Origin of the sequence: Bradyrhizobium sp. 199 (assembly GCF_023073355.1) — a bacterium.
GTDB lineage: Bacteria > Pseudomonadota > Alphaproteobacteria > Rhizobiales > Xanthobacteraceae > Bradyrhizobium.
This window is the reverse complement of sequence record NZ_JADPJI010000004.1, coordinates 61,039-78,142: the sequence shown is the minus strand read 5'-3', so window position 1 is coordinate 78,142 and position 17,104 is coordinate 61,039. Positions and strand designations below refer to the sequence as shown.

20 protein-coding genes and 1 tRNA gene are annotated in these 17,104 nt (G+C 63.6%); 10 read left to right on the top strand and 11 right to left on the bottom strand.

Annotation, left to right across the window (positions count from 1 at the left end; genetic code table 11):
* Window positions 1–132: 132 nt before the first annotated feature.
* The 4 genes from IVB28_RS07525 to IVB28_RS07510 all read left to right on the top strand — a co-directional run bounded on the left by IVB28_RS07525 (window position 133) and on the right by IVB28_RS07510 (window position 3,516).
* Window positions 133–621 (top strand): TerB family tellurite resistance protein, encoded by a 489-nt coding sequence (locus tag IVB28_RS07525; protein WP_247525444.1) that lies wholly within the window; start codon window positions 133–135, stop codon window positions 619–621.
* A gap of 239 nt (window positions 622–860) precedes the next feature.
* Window positions 861–1,640, top strand: coding sequence for an SDR family oxidoreductase (locus IVB28_RS07520; protein WP_247525443.1), 780 nt, complete (start codon window positions 861–863; stop codon window positions 1,638–1,640).
* Between the two features lie 125 nt (window positions 1,641–1,765).
* A complete protein-coding gene (locus tag IVB28_RS07515) occupies window positions 1,766–2,566 on the top strand; it encodes a glutamine amidotransferase (RefSeq protein WP_247525442.1) in 801 nt (266 codons plus the stop codon).
* Window positions 2,567–2,703: 137 nt separating this feature from the next.
* Window positions 2,704–3,516 carry an enoyl-CoA hydratase gene (locus IVB28_RS07510; RefSeq protein ID WP_247525441.1) on the top strand — a complete coding sequence of 271 codons (813 nt, stop codon included), beginning with the start codon at window positions 2,704–2,706 and terminating at the stop codon, window positions 3,514–3,516.
* A gap of 123 nt (window positions 3,517–3,639) precedes the next feature.
* Here IVB28_RS07510 and IVB28_RS07505 read toward each other — a convergent pair.
* Window positions 3,640–3,715 (bottom strand) — tRNA-Ala (locus IVB28_RS07505).
* A 216-nt stretch (window positions 3,716–3,931) separates the two neighbouring features.
* Here IVB28_RS07505 and IVB28_RS07500 point away from each other — a divergent pair.
* The 3 genes from IVB28_RS07500 to folD are packed head-to-tail and all read left to right on the top strand — an operon-like array spanning window position 3,932 to window position 5,476.
* Window positions 3,932–4,222 carry a YggT family protein gene (locus IVB28_RS07500; protein WP_247525440.1) on the top strand — a complete coding sequence of 97 codons (291 nt, stop codon included), beginning with the start codon at window positions 3,932–3,934 and terminating at the stop codon, window positions 4,220–4,222.
* 15 nt (window positions 4,223–4,237) lie between these two features.
* A complete protein-coding gene (locus IVB28_RS07495; protein ID WP_247525439.1) occupies window positions 4,238–4,582 on the top strand; it encodes a DUF167 domain-containing protein in 345 nt (114 codons plus the stop codon).
* Between the two features lie 9 nt (window positions 4,583–4,591).
* Window positions 4,592–5,476 carry a bifunctional methylenetetrahydrofolate dehydrogenase/methenyltetrahydrofolate cyclohydrolase FolD gene (folD, locus tag IVB28_RS07490; RefSeq protein WP_247525438.1) on the top strand — a complete coding sequence of 295 codons (885 nt, stop codon included), beginning with the start codon at window positions 4,592–4,594 and terminating at the stop codon, window positions 5,474–5,476.
* 110 nt (window positions 5,477–5,586) lie between these two features.
* Here folD and ppa read toward each other — a convergent pair whose 3' ends face one another.
* Complete coding sequence (gene ppa, locus IVB28_RS07485) at window positions 5,587–6,120, bottom strand: inorganic diphosphatase (protein ID WP_247525437.1); 534 nt, start codon at window positions 6,118–6,120, stop codon at window positions 5,587–5,589.
* A gap of 176 nt (window positions 6,121–6,296) precedes the next feature.
* Window positions 6,297–6,806, bottom strand: a complete 510-nt coding sequence (locus IVB28_RS07480) for a GNAT family N-acetyltransferase (RefSeq protein ID WP_246923601.1) — start codon at window positions 6,804–6,806, stop codon at window positions 6,297–6,299.
* A 266-nt stretch (window positions 6,807–7,072) separates the two neighbouring features.
* Here IVB28_RS07480 and IVB28_RS07475 point away from each other — a divergent pair, with 266 nt between their 5' ends.
* On the top strand, window positions 7,073–7,984 hold the full coding sequence (locus IVB28_RS07475) for an alpha/beta fold hydrolase (RefSeq protein WP_247525436.1): 912 nt from the start codon (window positions 7,073–7,075) through the stop codon (window positions 7,982–7,984).
* Window positions 7,984–8,391, top strand: a complete 408-nt coding sequence (locus IVB28_RS07470) for a thiol-disulfide oxidoreductase DCC family protein (protein WP_247525435.1) — start codon at window positions 7,984–7,986, stop codon at window positions 8,389–8,391. Before IVB28_RS07475 ends, IVB28_RS07470 begins: the two co-directional genes overlap by 1 nt.
* Window positions 8,392–8,494: 103 nt before the next feature.
* On the opposite strand, the gene IVB28_RS07465 is transcribed toward IVB28_RS07470, so the two are convergent.
* The 7 genes from IVB28_RS07465 to IVB28_RS07435 form a co-directional block, all read right to left on the bottom strand.
* Window positions 8,495–9,742: an NAD(P)/FAD-dependent oxidoreductase gene (locus tag IVB28_RS07465; protein WP_247525434.1), complete on the bottom strand. Its 1,248-nt coding sequence runs from the start codon at window positions 9,740–9,742 to the stop codon at window positions 8,495–8,497.
* Between the two features lie 183 nt (window positions 9,743–9,925).
* Window positions 9,926–11,752, bottom strand: a complete 1,827-nt coding sequence (typA, locus tag IVB28_RS07460) for a translational GTPase TypA (protein WP_247525433.1) — start codon at window positions 11,750–11,752, stop codon at window positions 9,926–9,928.
* 237 nt (window positions 11,753–11,989) lie between these two features.
* Window positions 11,990–12,271 (bottom strand): hypothetical protein, encoded by a 282-nt coding sequence (locus IVB28_RS07455; protein WP_247525432.1) that lies wholly within the window; start codon window positions 12,269–12,271, stop codon window positions 11,990–11,992.
* Window positions 12,268–12,495 carry a DUF308 domain-containing protein gene (locus IVB28_RS07450; protein ID WP_247525431.1) on the bottom strand — a complete coding sequence of 76 codons (228 nt, stop codon included), beginning with the start codon at window positions 12,493–12,495 and terminating at the stop codon, window positions 12,268–12,270. The genes IVB28_RS07455 and IVB28_RS07450 overlap by 4 nt, the downstream gene beginning before the upstream one ends.
* A complete protein-coding gene (locus tag IVB28_RS07445; protein WP_247525430.1) occupies window positions 12,492–13,937 on the bottom strand; it encodes a radical SAM protein in 1,446 nt (481 codons plus the stop codon). Before IVB28_RS07445 ends, IVB28_RS07450 begins: the two co-directional genes overlap by 4 nt.
* Window positions 13,918–14,634, bottom strand: a complete 717-nt coding sequence (locus tag IVB28_RS07440) for a prolipoprotein diacylglyceryl transferase family protein (protein WP_247525429.1) — start codon at window positions 14,632–14,634, stop codon at window positions 13,918–13,920. The genes IVB28_RS07445 and IVB28_RS07440 overlap by 20 nt, the downstream gene beginning before the upstream one ends.
* Window positions 14,635–14,846: 212 nt before the next feature.
* The gene (locus IVB28_RS07435) at window positions 14,847–15,611 is read right to left on the bottom strand and encodes a helix-turn-helix domain-containing protein (RefSeq protein WP_247525428.1); all 765 of its coding nucleotides are present in this window, start codon (window positions 15,609–15,611) and stop codon (window positions 14,847–14,849) included.
* Between the two features lie 172 nt (window positions 15,612–15,783).
* Between IVB28_RS07435 and IVB28_RS07430 the strand changes: the two genes are divergently transcribed.
* A complete protein-coding gene (locus IVB28_RS07430) occupies window positions 15,784–16,164 on the top strand; it encodes a response regulator (RefSeq protein ID WP_247525427.1) in 381 nt (126 codons plus the stop codon).
* Between the two features lie 3 nt (window positions 16,165–16,167).
* Here IVB28_RS07430 and IVB28_RS07425 read toward each other — a convergent pair whose 3' ends face one another.
* Window positions 16,168–16,920 carry a hypothetical protein gene (locus IVB28_RS07425; RefSeq protein ID WP_247525426.1) on the bottom strand — a complete coding sequence of 251 codons (753 nt, stop codon included), beginning with the start codon at window positions 16,918–16,920 and terminating at the stop codon, window positions 16,168–16,170.
* Between the last annotated feature and the right edge of the window lie 184 nt (window positions 16,921–17,104).

Sequence of the window (17,104 nt, the reverse complement as noted above, 5' to 3'; positions counted from 1 at the left end):
TGACAGTGAACAGATTGCCGAAACGTAATCCAGCGCGCGGAACTGACGCACGTTGCGCCGGTTGAGTTTCCTCCTCATATAATGCCGGTAACAGCCGCGCTCCTCGCGGCGCATCGATTTCGGTAGGACCTTATGCTCGACGGCCTGCGCCAGTTCATCACCGACATTGTCGCCCCCCATGACCAGAACCGCACGTTCGGCGACAGCGATTATCGATTGGCCGCGACCGCGCTGCTGGTCCATGTGGTCTCGCTGGATGGCCAGCCGACCGCGGCCGAGCAGCGCAAGCTGCACGGCCTGATCGAAAGCCATTTTGGGCTCGACCGAGGTACCGCGGACCGGCTGATCGCCGACGCCACCCAGGTCGAAGGCGAGGCGGTCGATCTCTATCACTTCACCAGCGTCATCATGCGCTCGCTCGACGAAGCAGGTCGCAAGCGCATCGTGCAGTTGATGTGGGAGCTGGTCTATGCCGACGGACAGGTGAGCGAGTTCGAGGACAACGTCGTCTGGCGCGCCTCCGACCTGCTCGGGATCGCCCAGCGCGACCGGATCGAGCTGAAGCATGCTGTTGCGGATCGTGCCGGCGGCCAGTCGAAGGACAGCGCCGTCAGCGGCTGATCCCTGCCTGCTGCGCAGTAGCCGGTTGTGCTGATCACATGACGAAAGTTTAATGTAGCTGCCGGCCGCCTTGCGCCCGGATCCATCCGCAAATCAATGGGTTTCCTGCTCTCTCTGATCTCAGATCAGGCGGCCATGCTGCCGGCGCCGCTTGCCTGTGGCGCGCCGCCTATGCTCTGGTTCCCTCATTGCGGGGCCAAATCTTCACTTCATGAGACTTGGATCAAGAGACTTGGATCGTGACTGAGCGGGTAACGTTGATCACCGGTGCCTCGGCGGGCATAGGCACGGAGCTGGCGCGCGTATTTGCCGCCAACGGACATCGCCTAGCATTGACGGCGCGGCGCGCGGATCGGCTTGAAGCGCTCGCGAACGAGCTCGTCGCCAAGGGCGGCAAGAAGCCGATCGTGATCGCCTGCGATCTCCAGGACATGGACGCCGGCGAGACGATCGCGGCAGCGCTCGCCGCCGAAGGCGTCGAGCTTGATCACCTCGTCAACAATGCCGGCTTCGGCGTGTTCGGCGATGCCGTCGAGCGCGATCGCGACGAGCAGGTCGGGATTGTCGATGTCAACGTGCGGGCCCTGACGGATCTGTCGCTGCGCTTTGCGGATCAGCTCATCAAGAACAAGGGTGGTCTTCTCAATGTCGGTTCGGTCGCGGGATTCCTGCCCGGCCCCGGCATGGCCGTCTATTACGCGTCCAAGGCCTACGTGATTTCCTTCACCGAGGCGCTGCGGGCAGAGCTTGCGCCGCGCGGTGTTCGCGTCACCGTGCTTTGCCCGGGTCCCGTGCCCACCGAATTCCAGGCGCGAGCCGGTGTTGGCTCGGGACACGATACGGCCCTTCTTAATGTTTCTGCCGCCGATGTCGCCCGGGAGGCCTATCGAGGGCTGATGTCCAACAAGAGGGCAGTGCTGCCTGGTCTGGGCATCAAGATTGTGCCATTTGCGCTGCGCTTTCTCCCAAGGGGCTTCATCCTGGCCGCCACCAGTCGATTCCAGAGGCAGAGGCGCTAAGGAGAGGCTTAAGCGCCCATATTGGCGCGGAGCTAGCTTCCTTTTTGATGTGTGCGCGAACTCACACGAAATTAACGTTCGCTTAGTTATGCTGGCGGTCTGAACCAATAGCTTTCGCAAGGACAATGTCGTTCCGGACGGACAGGTTTGGTAGTGCTGAGGTGGTGCCCTTCCCGCGAAGGACGCCCGGCGCGCCTGCCTCTGATTCGGCAAACGGCCTGCCGGTTCTCATCATCCTGCATCAGGAATCCTCGACCCCGGGCCGCGTCGGCAATGCGCTGCGCGCGCTCGGCCATCGCCTCGACATCCGCCGTCCCCGCTCCGGGGATCCCCTGCCCGAGACGCTCGATCAGCATGCCGGCGCCGTGGTCTTTGGCGGCCCGATGAGCGCCAATGATTCCGACGACTTTGTTCGCCGGGAGATCGACTGGATCGAAATTCCGCTGCGCGAGCAGCGGCCGTTCCTCGGTATCTGCCTTGGGGCGCAGATGCTCGCGATGCAGCTCGGTGCGCGCGTCGCGCCGCATGAAGATGCGCTGACCCAGATCGGCTACTACCCGATCCGTCCGACCGCCGCCGGCCACGCGCTCTGCCCTGCCTGGCCGGCTCAGGTCTATCACTGGCACCGCGAGGGATTCGAGCTGCCCATCGGCGCAGAGCTGCTCGCGGAAGGTGATGATTTTCCCGTGCAGGCATTCCGCACCGGAAACGCTTTCGGTGTGCAGTTTCATCCTGATGTGACCTACGCGATGATGCATCGCTGGACCACGCGGGGCTATGACGGCTTCAGCGCGCCCGGTGCGCGGCAGCGACACCATCATTTCGCGGATCGTGCCGTGTACGATGCCGCAGAGCGCGCTTGGCTCGATCACTTCATCAACCGCTGGCTGGCGCGCCGGCCCGTGCTGGCGCAAGCCGCCGAGTAATCGCGCGTTCGCGCAGGTCCTTGGCACAGGTCCTTGGCGTAGATCCTTGGCGCAAGTCCTTGCCTCCGTCCCTGATATGCTAGGCTCTCTACCAACGAGCGCGCACCAATGCGTGCCGGCAAACAAGGGAGAGCGCCGTGGCCTACGAACACATTCTCTACGAGGTGAGCGACAAGATCGCGACCATCACGCTCAATCGGCCTGATCGCATGAACGCGTGGACGCCGATCATGGAGCGTGACGTGCGACACGCGATGGAAGCATCAAGCGCCGACGACAATGTCCGCGTCATCATCCTCACCGGCGCGGGCCGCGCCTTCTGCGCGGGGGCCGACATGGATGCGCTCAAGGGGCTGGACCCCGACGACGTCAAGCGCGCCTCGAACCTGCCGCCGTTCGATATGAACCGGCGCCCGGACTGGCAGACGCGCTACGGATTCTATCCATCGATCAAGAAGCCTGTCATCGCCATGCTCAACGGCGCGACCGCCGGCATCGGGCTCGTGCACGCGCTCTATTGCGACCTGCGCTTTGCCGCCGACAATACCGTGTTCACGACGGCCTTCGCGCGGCGCGGCCTGATTGCCGAGCACGGCATCAGCTGGATGCTGCCGCGCATCGTCGGCCACGCCAATGCGATGGATCTGCTGCTGTCGGCGCGCCGGCTGTCGAGCGGGGAAGCGCTGCGGATCGGACTGGTCAATCGGCTCTGCTCGCCGGAGAAGCTGCGCGAGGAGACCTATGCCTATGCCCGCGATCTCGCCGATTTCGTCTCGCCGAGTGCGATGGCCGTGATCAAGCACCAGCTCTACGAGGTGCCGTTCCAGACGCTGGCGGAGGCGACGATCGAAGCCAACAGGGAGATGATGGTGGCGCTGGGTGGTAGCGATTTCCGGGAAGGCGTCGCGAGTTTCATGGAGAAGCGGCCGCCAAGGTTTACGGGGAGGTAGGGGGGCTATCTTTGCAGAGGTCCGCCGCCGCCCTTCGGGCTATGGCGGGACAGCCTTCGCTCACTTCGCTACGAAGCAGCCGGGCTGGCTTGCCTAGCCGTAGCTCGCGAAGCGAGCGAAGGCTGGTGGAGCCAGGCGGGATCGAACCGCCGACCTCGTCATTGCGAACGACGCGCTCTCCCAGCTGAGCTATGGCCCCTTTGCTGGCCGCTCTGGTCAATGCGGCCGACAACCGGGCGCCATTTAAGTCCCCGCCAAGGTCAAGTCAAGGACGGCTGTAACCCGGTTTTAGCCATTCGGAGCGCGACTTCCCTTGTTTGGGCGGGGGGGAACCGATATCTAGCAACGACGTCACCTCCGACTGCAGCCAGTCTTCAAAAGCCAGAGGCTTCAAAAGCCAGAGTCCTGAAAAATCATGCGTGCCGTTCTCGACATCATCATCATCGTGCTCGACCTCTACGTCTGGCTGCTGATCGCCTCTGCGATCCTGTCCTGGCTGATTGCCTTCAACGTCGTGAACACGCGCAACCAGTTCGTATCGGCGGTGGCGGAGTTCCTGTACCGGATCACCGAACCGGTGCTGGCGCCGATTCGCAATCTCCTGCCCAGTCTCGGCGGCCTCGACATCTCGCCGATCATCCTGATCCTGCTCATCATGTTCATCGAGCGGGTGATCCTCTACTACATCTACCCGAACGTGGTCTGAGCGGGCTGGAGCGCCTTGGTCGCGAAACAGGCCTTCAGGGAACCCTGGCGCTACTCGGCCGCAGGAATCAGCATTGCGCTGCGGGTGACGCCGCGCGGCGGCCGCGACGACATCGACGGGGTCGAGCAGTTGGCCGATGGCCGCAGCGTGCTCAAGGTGCGGGTGCGTGCGATCGCCGATGGCGGCGAGGCCAACAAGGCCGTTTTGGTGCTGCTGGCGAAATCGCTCGGTGTCCCCAAGGCCAGCGTGAGGCTCCTGTCCGGAGCCACCTCGCGGCTGAAGCAGATCGCGGTCGACGGCGATCCGGTACGGCTCGGAGTGGCCCTGCGGCAGCTCATCTCGGCCCAATCGACAGACTGAGGAACTGACATGACCGCCAAAATCATCGATGGAAAAGTCATCGCCGCGGAGCTTCGGGCCCGCGTCGGCGACGAGGTTGCCCGGGTCAAGCGCGAGCACAATCTGGTGCCGGGGCTGGCGGTCGTCCTGGTCGGCAGCGACCCCGCCAGCGAGGTTTATGTCCGTTCCAAGCACACCCAGACCCAGGCCGCCGGCATGGCCTCGTTCGAGCACAAGCTACCCGCCGACGTCGCGCAGGCAGATCTCATGGCGCTCGTCGCAAAGCTCAACCGCGATCCGGCCGTGCATGGCATTCTGGTGCAGCTGCCGCTGCCGAAGGGGTTGAACACGGAAGCCGTCATCAACGCCATCGACCCCGCCAAGGACGTCGATGGGCTGCATCCGAACAATGCCGGCCGGCTCGCCGGCGGTCTCGAGGCGCTGTCGCCCTGCACGCCGCTCGGCTGCATCATCCTGACCAAGAGCGTGCACGCCTCGCTGGAGGGCATGAACGCAATTGTCATCGGCCGCTCCAATCTGGTCGGTCGCCCGCTGGTGCAATTGCTGCTGAACGAGAACGCCACGGTGACGATCGCGCATTCGCGCTCGCGCGATTTGCCGGGGCTCGTGAAGAAGGCGGATCTCGTTTATGCCGCGGTCGGCAGGCCCGAGATGGTGCGCGGCGACTGGCTGAAGCCGGGCGCGACCGTGATCGACGTCGGCATCAACCGGATTCCGAAGGATGACGGCAAGACGCGCCTCGTCGGTGACGTCGCCTATCAGGAAGCACTCGGGATTGCCGGGGCCATCACGCCGGTGCCGGGCGGCGTCGGTCAGATGACGGTGGCCTGCCTGCTGGTGAACACGCTGCGTGCGGCCTGCGCGATCGCGGGGCTGCCGAAGCCGGCGGTGTAATGGGTTGTCATTCCGGGCGGCTCGCAGAGCCGAACCCGGAACCTCGCGCCTCAACCTCTGGATTCCGGGTTCGCGCTGACGCGCGCCCCGAATGACCGCGGGGCTGAACTTCAGCCCTTCTTCTTCTCGCGATCCATGCCTTCGAGGATCAGCTTGTGCGCATCCTCCGGGCCGCCCCAGCGCAGGATCTTCACCCATTTGCCCTTCTCGAGATCCTTATAGTGCTCGAAGAAGTGCTGGATCTGCTGGAGCGTGATGTCAGGCAGGTCGGAGTACGACTTCACCTTGTCGTAGCGCTGCGTGAGCTTCGACGACGGCACTGCCAGAATCTTCTCGTCGCCGCCGGCTTCGTCCTCCATGAACAGCACGCCGACCGGACGCACGCTCATGACGGCGCCGGGAATGATGGCGCGGGTGTTGACGATCAGGACGTCGCAGGGGTCGCCGTCATCCGACAGAGTGTGCGGAATGAAGCCGTAGTTACCGGGATAACGCATCGGCGTGTAGAGGAAGCGGTCGACCACCAGCGTGCCGGCCTCCTTGTCCATCTCGTATTTGATCGGTTCGCCGCCCACGGGCACTTCGATGACGACGTTGACTTCGTGAGGTACGTTCTTCCCGATCGAGATCGCATCGATACGCATTCAAGGCTCCGTTGTTGCCGAGGTGAAATCGCGCCCGGCAGCGATTTTCGGCTGTCATACGCGGGCTTGGCCCGCTGATCCATCGCGTTTTTGTGAAATAATGAATCCGGAAATCACCGGCTCAAAGGCAACGGTATCGACGGAGGGAAAACGCTGCCGATCCAGCTTTCAGCAGCTCAATTGGTCCAAGCGAAGGCAACCTTGTCGAGCGACTTCGGCCCGAACCGCTCGGACGAGCGTGCCACCATACGGCCCCCAAGGGCCCGGTAGAACTCGGTCGCCGGATCGTTGTCCGAGAGCGCCCACACCACCATGCTCTTCAGCCCGCTCTGCATCAGGTCGCGGCGGGCGGCGGCGAACAGGCGCCGGCCGAAGCCGAGGCCCTGGAATTCCGGACGCAGGTAAAGCTCGTAGACCTCGCCGTCGAAATGCAGGCTGCGGGCGCGGTTGCGACCGTAATTGGCGTAACCCGCGATCTTGTCGCCGAACACGAGCACGCTGACGCGGCTGCCCTTGCGGATTGCGCTGTCCCACCATTGTGGGCCACGGCGGTTGATGAGCTTTTCCAGCTCCGCACCGGGAATGATGCCCTGATAGGCGGAGCGCCATGCTTCATCATGAGTGGACGCCACCGCAGTTGCATCTGCAGCTTTGGCCGGCCGGACCTCGATCAGGGTTGTGCTCATGGACGCAATCAAACCAAGTCGCCGCGTCGGCGGCAAGACCTATCGTTAATTATCGGTTAACGTGTGGACTTTGTGCATCAGTATCTTAACCATGTTGTGCCGAAAAAAGACAAGACGCCAATCAAATGGCACCGGCGTGCCTTGCGTCGGTGCAAAACTCCTGGTGCGGCAACGAATGAATGACAATGGCAACGCAGAAAGTCCGCCCATGGTGATTCGTTCCTACTAGTGTGGTTGTCGCTGTCCGTGTTCGCCCTCGGCCATTCATGCGGCTCCTCAACGCCATCGCGCTCCTGTCTCTGCTGGCCTTGCCGACTGCGCCGCCTCTGTGCGCTCAGGTCACGTTTGGCCCATCGGGTGCGGAGGGCGAACCGCTTCGCCGACAACAATGGCGTGTGCCGTCGCCGGATACCGGCGTTGCTGCGCATGCCCTGCTGTTTCGCCCCGCCGGTGCAGGTCCGTTTCGGCTGGCGGTCATCGCGCACGCCTCCACCCAGAATGCCTTGCGTCGTGCGCAGATGCCGCAGCCGGAATACCGTCCTCTCGCCGCCTATCTCGTCGCGCGCGGTTTTGCCGTGCTGGTGCCGGAGCGGCTCGGCCATGGTGCGACCGGCGGCAATTATGTCGAGGACCAGGGCGGATGTGACGAGGCCGACTATGCACGTTCGGGCCGTGCAACGGCCGAGCAAATCTGGCTCGCGCTCGATCACTTGCGAAAGCAGGATTTCATTCGCAACGAGGCCGTCATCGTGATCGGCCATTCCGCCGGCGGCTGGGGTGCGCTCGCGCTCGCCGATGCCGACCCGAAGGCGATCTCCGCCATCACAGCGTTTGCGCCGGGCCGCGGCGGCCATGCCAATGACGAACCGAACCGGATCTGCGCGCCGCACTCGCTTCGTGCGGCCGCCGCGGAGTTCGGCAAGGGCGCGCGCATTCCCGTCACGTGGCTCGTCGCGGAGAATGACAGCTACTTCTCGCCGACATTTTCGAGAGCGTTGGCCGATGCGTTTCGTGGCAGCGGAGGCAAGGCCGATTTTCGCGTCCTGGCGGCCGTCGGCAGCGAGGGGCATTGGTTGATCGAGAGCGGAGCCGGGGTCAAAGCCGCAAGCGACGCGCTCGGGCACGCGCTGAACCGGCCGGAGCCAATGGCGACGAAGAAGTCGCGGGACAATCGCTGATGACCAAATGGCCCGACGACGACGTGATCCTGTTCGACGGCATCTGCATCTTCTGCTCACGCTGGGTGCGGTTCGTGGCCAAGCGCGACACGGCGAGGCGGTTTCGGTTCACGCCGATCCAGTCGGATTATGGGGCGAGGCTCGCGCGGACCTTCGGCATCGATCCCGATGATCCCGATACCAACGCCGTTGTTCATGGCGGCGAGGTATTTATGAAGTCCGACGCCGCGCTGACGGTGCTGTCGCAGCTTCCCGGCTGGAGCTGGGTACGCGCGTTATTCGCCATGCCGAAGCCGCTGCGTGATCTCGTCTACAGCCTCGTCGCGCGCAACCGCTATCGCATCTTTGGGAAGTACGATTCGTGTTTCGTGCCGGATGCTGATTTGCGGGCGCGGATGATCGACTAGCATCCCTCGTCATTGCGAGGAGCGTAGCGACGAAGCAATCCAGAATCTTGCCGCGGTGGCGGGCTGGATTGTTTCGCTGCGCTCACAATGACGGAGAGTGTGGCTAGCGTTTGCCGCGCGCCGCCAGCACTTCCTGCGCCGCGCGCTCGCCGCTGTCCCGCGCCCCATGCGCCGTCGTGAAGAAAGTCGGAGACGTCGCTTCTCCCGCGAAGAACAGCCGTTCATCCACTGGCGCAGCCAGCACCGCACGGTCGCCGGCATGACCGGGCAGCGCGTGCGAATAGGAGCCTCGTGCGAAGGGATCTTGGGCCCAGCGCGACTCATACAGCGGCTTCAGCTTGCGGCGGATGTCGTTGCCGAGGAAACCGGCGATCTCGTCGATGCTATGCGCGGCAATGGCGCCTTCGCCGGAGTCCTCCAGTGCGCGTGCAAAGCTGCCGCCGAAAAAGCCTTCGATGCAGGGCTGCCCGAACGGGCGGATGTGGTAGGTGCCCATGTCGGTGCGCATGGTGGCGCCTCGCAAATTGGCTTCCTTCGGAAAAGCTTCGGCGTCTTCGAGCGCCAGCGTCACCTTGTCGTCGACACCGAGCGGCAAGCCGGCTGCCGCATCGACCTTGGACGGCAACGGCGGCGAAAAGCGGACCGCCTCATCGGCGATCAGATTGGTCGGGATGGTGACGATCACCTTGTCCGCGATCAGCGTGCCCTGCGATGTTTCGATGCGGATGCGTTTGTCGGAATGATCGATCAGCGCGACTTTGCAGTTCAGCACCATCGGGCAGGGCGCACCGTAGGCCGCGATCAGCGCGCCATAGCCGCGCCGGACGCGCCAGTTGAGGCCCGTGTCCTCATAGGCATCCCAGTCCAGCGTCGACATATCCTTCAGCTCGCAGCCGTTGATGTAAGTCGAGATCGCGTCGATCATCGGGTTCCAGCGATTGCCTGCCTCGAGACTCAGGATCGCGGGCTCGTCCTTGCCGGTCTGCGCGGCCTGCCAGAGGCGCTCGTAGAACGCATCGATCGCGTGTGTGAAATCGTCACGCTCGCCTTGCGGAAACGCGTTGCCATAGGCGCGCTCGCGCCAGGGCGGCAGGTCCTTGTTGATCGCGAAACCCAGCTGTTTCGCGATGGTGACGAAGGAGTTCCTGTCCGCCGAGTGCAACCAGCCGCAGCCGACGTCGAAGGTGACCTCAGGCGAGGCCTGCACCGTCCAGGCGCGGCCGCCGATACGGCTGCGCGCTTCGATGACGATAGCGGACAGTCCGGAATCCTTCAGCGCGTGCGCGGCCCCGAGCCCGGCTGCGCCGGCTCCGATGATCACGACGTCAACGAAGGAGGGAAGGGAACTCATTGGCCCGGCTCTAGCATGTTCCCCGAGGGTGCTAAAGCGGGCCAAGCACTCGTGTTCCTAGCTCGGGGATACGCTCTACCCTCGGCCCGGAGCCGAGGTGAGAGGCGGGCAGTGAAAGTGTCTGGGCCCCGGCTCAGCAGCGCACCACTGCGTGCTGCGCCGCGTCCGGGGCATGAGAGTGGCTTACGCCACCGCTTCCTTGGACTTCTCCGCGCGCTTGCGCTCGTTCGGGTCGAGGTGCTTCTTGCGCAGACGGATCGACTTCGGCGTGACCTCGACGAGTTCGTCGTCCTCGATATAGGCCAGCGCCTTTTCCAGCGTCATGCGGATCGGCGGGGTCAGGCGCACGGCTTCGTCCTTGGAGGTCGTGCGGATGTTGGTGAGCTGCTTGCCCTTGAGCACGTTGATCTCGAGGTCGTTGTCGCGGGTGTGCTCGCCGACGATCATGCCCTTGTAGACCTTCCAGCCCGGCTCGATCATCATCGGGCCGCGGTCTTCCAGCTTGAACATGGCGTAGGCCACCGCTTCGCCCTGGTCGTTCGAGATCAGGACGCCGTTGCGGCGGCCCTGGATCTCGCCCTTGTAGGGGGCATAACCGTGGAACAGGCGGTTCATGATCGCAGTGCCGCGGGTGTCGGTGAGCAGTTCGCCCTGGTAGCCAATCAGGCCGCGGGTCGGCGCGTAGAACACCAGACGCAGGCGGTTGCCGCCCGAGGGCTTCATCTCGATCAGCTCGGACTTGCGCTCGCTCATCTTCTGCACGACGACGCCGGAATGCTCCTCGTCGACGTCGATCACGACTTCCTCGATCGGCTCCATCGTGGCGCCGGTCGCCTCGTCCTTCTGGAACACGACCCGGGGGCGCGACACCGAGAGCTCAAAGCCCTCGCGGCGCATGGTCTCGATCAGGATCGCGAGCTGCAATTCGCCGCGGCCCGACACTTCCATCGCGTCCTTGTCCGAGGCTTCGACCACGCGCAGCGCGACATTGCCTTCGGCTTCGCGGAGCAGACGGTCGCGGATCATGCGGCTCGTCACCTTGTCGCCTTCGGTGCCGGCGAGCGGAGAGTTGTTGACGATAAAGGACATCGACACGGTCGGCGGGTCGATCGGCTGTGCCGGCAGCGGCACCTCGACGGTCGGGTCGCAGAAGGTGTCGGCGACGGTGCCCTTGGTCAGGCCCGCGATGGCGACGATGTCACCGGCTTCGGCTTCATCGAGCGGCGTGCGCTCAAGACCGCGAAACGCCAGGATCTTGGTGATGCGTCCGGTCTCGACCAGCTTGCCCTCGGCGTTGAGCACCTTGACCTGCTGGTTCGGCTTGACGATGCCGGACGAGATGCGGCCGGTGATGATACGGCCGAGATATGGGTTGGCTTCAAGGATGGTGCCGATCATCCTGAACGGACCTTCCTCGACGGTCGGCGGCGCGACGTGGCGCAGGATCAGGTCGAACAGCGGCTCCATGCCCTTGTCCTGCGGACCTTCAGGGCTTTCGGCCATCCAGCCCTGCTTGGCCGACCCGTACAGGATCGGGAAGTCGAGCTGCTCCTCGCTGGCATCCAGCGCCGCGAACAGGTCGAACACCTCGTTGATGACTTCGGTCGGGCGCGCGTCGGGGCGGTCGACCTTGTTGATCACGACGATCGGCTTGAGGCCGACCTTGAGCGCCTTGGAGACCACGAACTTGGTCTGCGGCAGCGGGCCTTCGGCGGCGTCGACCAGCACCAGCGCGCCATCCACCATGTTCAGGATGCGCTCGACCTCACCGCCGAAATCGGCGTGGCCCGGGGTGTCGACGATGTTGACGCGGGTGTCCTTCCACTGCACCGAGGCCGCCTTGGCCAGAATGGTGATGCCGCGCTCGCGCTCCAGATCGTTGGAGTCCATAGCGCGATCCGTCAATTTCTGGTTTTCGCGGAACGTGCCGGACTGCTGGAGGAGCTTGTCGACCAGGGTCGTCTTGCCGTGGTCGACGTGGGCGATAATGGCGACGTTGCGGAGGTTCATGAGTTAGCTTCTTTGCGTTCGAACAATGGGTTAAGCGCGATCTCGCCGGTCGGACCGGGACCTCTTCTCGAAACAACGCTGGAAGACTGGAAAAGGGCGCTCGCCGCCCAAAAAGGAAGCCCGGCCATATCGACCGGGCAGCCTACGCGTTGCGGCGCAATATATGCAAAAACAGCCAAAAAACAATGTGTTCTTTGCTGGTTGGTTGACTGAATTTTGTCCGGGAATCTCCGGGGCTTACCTGCCGTTCGGGGCCGGCGGAGCCTTTCGGCCCACGATCGCCGCCCAGATCATGACGACGCCTCCGATGCCGATGACCAGTCCCAAAAAGACCAGCGACGCGATGTCGGCGGGGATCTGGCCACCTTCGACCACCGACATTCCGCCGAACAGGAGCGCGCAGAGCCCCGGCAGCAGCATGAAAATCCCGGCGATCGCCATCAGCGCGGTCAGGCAGCCACTGCGCGGTTGCTGAATCTGTGGAGGCACTGCTGGTGGGGTGGGGCTGGAATCGCTCATGGTCTCTTTCTCGCTGCCCTGATCAGCATCACGCCGGCAAAGGCCACCAGCAGTGCGAGGACGAGGACGGGGATGAAACGGGTGTCGAAGTGAGACGACTGGGTCTGGTCGAAGGCAAAGATCAGGGCACAGATGCCGGGCAGCAGGAGGACAATGCCGAACATGACCATGAGCGCGGTGACGCATCCACTTCGCGACGATGAAGATGGCGGCGTCTCGCTCAACGAGACATCTCCTCGCGCTGCTTGGCTGCTCGATAGGTTTCGCCGGCCAGCGCCGCGCGGATGCCGTCGATCTTGCCGTTCCGGTAAAACAGATTGTAGGTGTCGAATGGAATGATCGCGCCTTGCTCCGTCACGAAATGGATGCAGCTGCGTTTGACGTTGCCGACGCAGAAATTGAAGCGATCGAGGAATTGCACGATGGTGACTCGGAAGACGTTCTCGTAGGTGAGTCCCTGCGGCACCTCGAAGCTCGGCAGGCAGCACAGCAATTCGCAGATGCGCTCGCTGGTGTTCAGGGGCCCCGACGACAGCGAAAACAGATCGACGAATTTCTCCCGCAGGATCGGATGTTTCTCCGGGCTGATGGTGTTTGGCATCACCGCAACCAGCTGCTCCTGCGGAATCAGCGACGTCAGCGGCAGCACCTTCTCGCCGTTGCGCAGGCCGTAGCCGATCGAGATGCTTTCCGGGTTGCAGGGCAGCGGGATCATGTCCTTGTCGCCGAATATGCCGGTCTCGATCACGCGCTTGCGGATCTCAGACAGCATGATGCGGTCGGTATTCTTGTCGAAATTCTCGTTGCGGCCCGCGTCCTGCACCGGCTGCAGCGTGACGCCGCGCACGCACTTCCAGGTGAGCGCGTGGCGGACGATGTCGCCGATCTCGGCCTCGTTGACGCCGCGCTTGATGGTCGCGACCAGCGTGGTCGACACGCCGTAATGTTCGAGATTTTCCAGCGCCTGCTGGCGGATCTTGCGCAAATCCGCGCCGCGCAAATTGATCAGCGCATCGCGCTGCATCGAATCGAACTGGAGATAGACCTCCAGCCCGCGCCTGTTCTCGGCCAGTCGCGCCACGAAATCCTTTTCACGGGCGATGCGCAGGCCGTTGGTGTTGATCATGACGTGGCGGATCGGACGGGCACGCACCGCGTCCAGGATTGCGAAGAAATCCGGATGCAGCGTCGGCTCGCCGCCGGAGATCTGCACCAGATCGGGCTCGCCTTCGCTTGCGACCAGCGCGTCCAGCATCTTCTCGACCGTTGCGAGCGGGGTGAATTTCGTTCGCGTGGGCGATGATTCCGCGAAGCAGACCGGGCAGGTGAGATTGCAGTGCTCGGTGATCTCGATCAGCGCCAGGCAGGAATGCTGTTCGTGGTCGGCGCAGAGGCCGCAATCATAGGGACAGCCGAATTCGGTGTGACGCTGGAATTGCAGCGGCCGGTCGCCGGGCTTGATGAAATCCTTGCAGAGACGCCAATAGGCGGCATCCGTCGAAACCAGCGTCGACTGGACGCCATGCTCCGTGCAGCGCTTTTCGTACCAGACCTCGTTGCCCTGGATCTGGATCTTGGCCGGCACCAGCTTCAGACAGGTCTCGCAGAGGGATTGGGTCTGGCCCCAGAAAATATAGGGACGCGACTTACGCAGCGGCGCGTTCATGCACAGGTCTCGCTTTGGGGGCCATCGCCAGCATGAATGCGGCGTACAGCAGGATGGACAGCGACAGCAGGTGAAACAGGGTGAAGGGGCCGATCAGCGGCCCGTAGGGTTTGAGGAATTCCCACAGGAAGCGTTGCGCTCCGTAACAGGCGAGCACCAGGTAGAACCCATTGGTGACCATAAAGGCGTTCCGGTTCAAGACCGCCAGCACATAGAGCAGAGCGAATACGGCCATGGCCGTGCTCTCATAGAGCTGCACGGGATGGCGCGGGACGCCGTCGCCGAAATCATGGCCGAAGGGCAGGGCGGTCGGCGTACCATAGGTGAAATCGTCAAGGCCCGCGAAGTAGCAGCCGAGCCTGCCGATCGCGATGCCGAGCGCCAGCGGCAACGCAAACCGGGCGCCGGTTCGGACCGTGATCCCTGCGGACCATTTGTAGAGTTCGATCGCCACGATGCCGCCGGCCAGCGCGCCCTCCACAGAGCGCGCAATGCCGCTCTGGCCCGACAGCCACAGATTGGCCGAGCCGAACAGATAGGCTCCGAGCCCCGCGCCGAACATCAGCGCGGCGATATAGGGCAGCTGAAACGATTGCGCCGGAAACTCCAGGCGCCGCCGCGACAGCCACCAGACGGCGGCGGCCGCCCCCAGCCACGCCAGGATGTCAAAGATGGTGTGAAGAACAGCCCCGCTCATGCGGGCGAGAGTATAGCACGCCACGATCGGAAAAGCGCCGGCGCATGACTGTGCCCTCTCACCTTGCGGGAGGGGGCAGCTCCGCTGCTAGCCACCAGCTCATCGGAGTGAGTGGTCTCTCGTACCCAGGCGAGTTCGCCGATAGAACCCCTCATCCGACGCGCAGTGCGCGCGCCCCCTTCTCCCGCAAGGGGGAGAATGGGACCGAGCCGTTACCCGGCCTCCCGTTCCTCGGTCGGATAGACGCCGCGCAGCACCTCCTCGAAATGCATTTTAACCGCGTCATTGCACAAGCAGGCGCGAAGCTTCAGGCCGTCGCGGCTGCGAACTAGAATCGCTCCGCGCCTGGTGTCGAGAACCTGTTCCGCCTTGAACGACTGAAGCACCCGGCTGGCATAGCTGCGGCCAACGCCGAGCAGCGTCGCAAGCTGTTCGTGGGTCAGCGGCACGCTGCTCTCGTCGCCGGTTCGTTCCATTGCCGCCAGGATCCATTTGGCGGTGCGCTGTTCGATCGAATGGATCGCATTGCAGGCGGTCGACTGGAAGATCTGCGCCAGCATGCAATCGGCGTAGCGGGCAAAGATATTGCGCAGCGACGTCGAGCGCAGCTTGGCCGCTTCAAGCTTGGCGACATGAATGCGTGCAAACGGCCCGCCGAATTTCACGCAGATCCGGGTATACGCCGGCAGGAATCCCTCGCTGACGATGCCGCCTACCGCGCCCTCGCGGCCGACCAGGATGGTTTCGACGTCGCGGCCGTCCTCGTTGGGGACGAGAAAGGTCGCAAGCGACGGTCCGCAGGGGAAGTGAGCGACCTGGACGTCATCGCCAGGATTGTACAGCAGCTGGCCTGCTGCCGCGTCTTCGATGGTCACATGCGGTCCCAACAGGGCATAGTCCGCCGCACTCAATCGGCGCAGCAGATTGTTGGCCGGCCGGCTCTCGACCTCGGTGGCTTTGCCGATACGCGCATCCATATTGAACTCCCTCCTCCTCCCACCCTAGCGAGTTCCATCCGGCGCCTGTGTGCACAAGTGGACAGACTGAAGAACGTTGTTATGGTGAGTTTCGTTCCGGGAACCCGATGTGCTTGGCGCAGGCATCGTGTCGCGGCTGTCCTGGTCCGAACCCCCCACACGCGTTACGATCATGGCACCCGCATCTTCCAATGGCTCAGGCTTGCCCGCCGACGTTCTGGTCGTCGAGGACGATCCCATCATCGCAATTGATTTCGAGGACCGTCTGCTCGGGTTTGGAGTGACAGACGTGCGGACCGTCGGGTCGGTGAGGCAGGCGCTGGACGCGATCGTGAACCGCGCGCCCGACTTCGCGCTGCTCGATGTCGAGTTGGTCCGCGAGACGAGCTTTGCGGTCGCCGAGCGGCTGATCGCGCTGAACATCCCGTTCGTCTTCGTCACCGGCTATGGGGCCGAGGCGCGCATTCCGCCCGAATTCTCCCGTCAGCCACGTTTGCAGAAGCCGTGTTCGAGCGACGCGCTGGAAGCGGCGTTGCGCACGCGCGGCGCCTGACGGCTATGTGCCGGAGCGGATGCAGAGTTCGGCGAGGTCGCTCTCGACGCCCTTGAAGAAGGTCTGCGGAAGTGGCGGCGGTGGTGATGCGGTCTTCTTGATCGCCGCGGCTCGCGCAGCTCCCGCCTCCTCCGACAATTGCAGGAAACGTTTCAGCGGCTTCGACCGGCTCTTGCCGGCGAATTCGTCCAGCTTCTCCTCGGTGGTGTCGATTGGATTGAGCCGGAGCAGAGCCTCGTTGCCGGTGCCGAACGGAGACACTGGTCCGAGCTTCACGCGGCTGATTACATTGTAGCCGTCGAAATGCTCGAAGATCAGGTTCAGGATCTTGGCCTGGCGCAGCGGCTCCTCCATCGCCAGATAGCGCTTCACATCTGTATTGCCCCTCAGACTTTCCAGCTCGCCCGCGTCGGCGAATGGGTTGTCCTCGGTTTGCCGGTCGATGCGAGCGAAGGCGCCTTCCAGCATGCGCGTGCCCCATGTGATGACGATATCGCGGCCGCGCGGCTCGAGCTGGTCGACAGCCAACCCCTTGTCCGTCAGGCATACGGGATCGGCGCTTGCGCGGAGCGACTTGCCGAGTTCGGCGGTCAGGGCCTTGCCGTAGGGCGACGCGAACGCCTCGCGCACCAGGGTGGCCTTGTCCTTGGTTTGCTGTTGAGCCTGTCTTTGGGTCTGCTTTTGAGCCTGCGCCCATGTGGGCCAGGCTGCGCTCAGCAGCAGGACGACGAGGATGGTTCGTGGGCTGGACAGCACGGCTTCAACTCGAAAATGGTCTGGACGCCATCAGGCCTGTGAAAATGCACGGGCCTGCAATGGTCGTTCGGGCCGGCCGGATGGTTCACCGTCATCCGGCTGCGAGCGGGGTGACAAGCTATATTGAGGCAGTGTGAAAGCATCTCAGCCGCCACCTCAACCCTCATGGTGAGGAGCCCGCGCA

Excerpts from the sequence above, each read along its gene's own strand:
- IVB28_RS07525 (WP_247525444.1), top strand. The coding sequence starts at position 133 with ATGCTCGACGGCCTGCGCCAGTTCATCACCGACATTGTCGCCCCCCAT.
- IVB28_RS07515 (WP_247525442.1), top strand. The coding sequence starts at position 1,766 with ATGTCGTTCCGGACGGACAGGTTTGGTAGTGCTGAGGTGGTGCCCTTC.
- IVB28_RS07500 (WP_247525440.1), top strand. The coding sequence starts at position 3,932 with ATGCGTGCCGTTCTCGACATCATCATCATCGTGCTCGACCTCTACGTC.
- folD (WP_247525438.1), top strand. The coding sequence starts at position 4,592 with ATGACCGCCAAAATCATCGATGGAAAAGTCATCGCCGCGGAGCTTCGG.
- ppa (WP_247525437.1), bottom strand. The coding sequence starts at position 6,120 with ATGCGTATCGATGCGATCTCGATCGGGAAGAACGTACCTCACGAAGTC.
- IVB28_RS07480 (WP_246923601.1), bottom strand. The coding sequence starts at position 6,806 with ATGAGCACAACCCTGATCGAGGTCCGGCCGGCCAAAGCTGCAGATGCA.
- IVB28_RS07475 (WP_247525436.1), top strand. The coding sequence starts at position 7,073 with ATGCGGCTCCTCAACGCCATCGCGCTCCTGTCTCTGCTGGCCTTGCCG.
- IVB28_RS07470 (WP_247525435.1), top strand. The coding sequence starts at position 7,984 with ATGACCAAATGGCCCGACGACGACGTGATCCTGTTCGACGGCATCTGC.
- IVB28_RS07465 (WP_247525434.1), bottom strand. The coding sequence starts at position 9,742 with ATGAGTTCCCTTCCCTCCTTCGTTGACGTCGTGATCATCGGAGCCGGC.
- typA (WP_247525433.1), bottom strand. The coding sequence starts at position 11,752 with ATGAACCTCCGCAACGTCGCCATTATCGCCCACGTCGACCACGGCAAG.
- IVB28_RS07455 (WP_247525432.1), bottom strand. The coding sequence starts at position 12,271 with ATGAGCGATTCCAGCCCCACCCCACCAGCAGTGCCTCCACAGATTCAG.
- IVB28_RS07445 (WP_247525430.1), bottom strand. The coding sequence starts at position 13,937 with ATGAACGCGCCGCTGCGTAAGTCGCGTCCCTATATTTTCTGGGGCCAG.
- IVB28_RS07440 (WP_247525429.1), bottom strand. The coding sequence starts at position 14,634 with ATGAGCGGGGCTGTTCTTCACACCATCTTTGACATCCTGGCGTGGCTG.
- IVB28_RS07435 (WP_247525428.1), bottom strand. The coding sequence starts at position 15,611 with ATGGATGCGCGTATCGGCAAAGCCACCGAGGTCGAGAGCCGGCCGGCC.
- IVB28_RS07430 (WP_247525427.1), top strand. The coding sequence starts at position 15,784 with ATGGCACCCGCATCTTCCAATGGCTCAGGCTTGCCCGCCGACGTTCTG.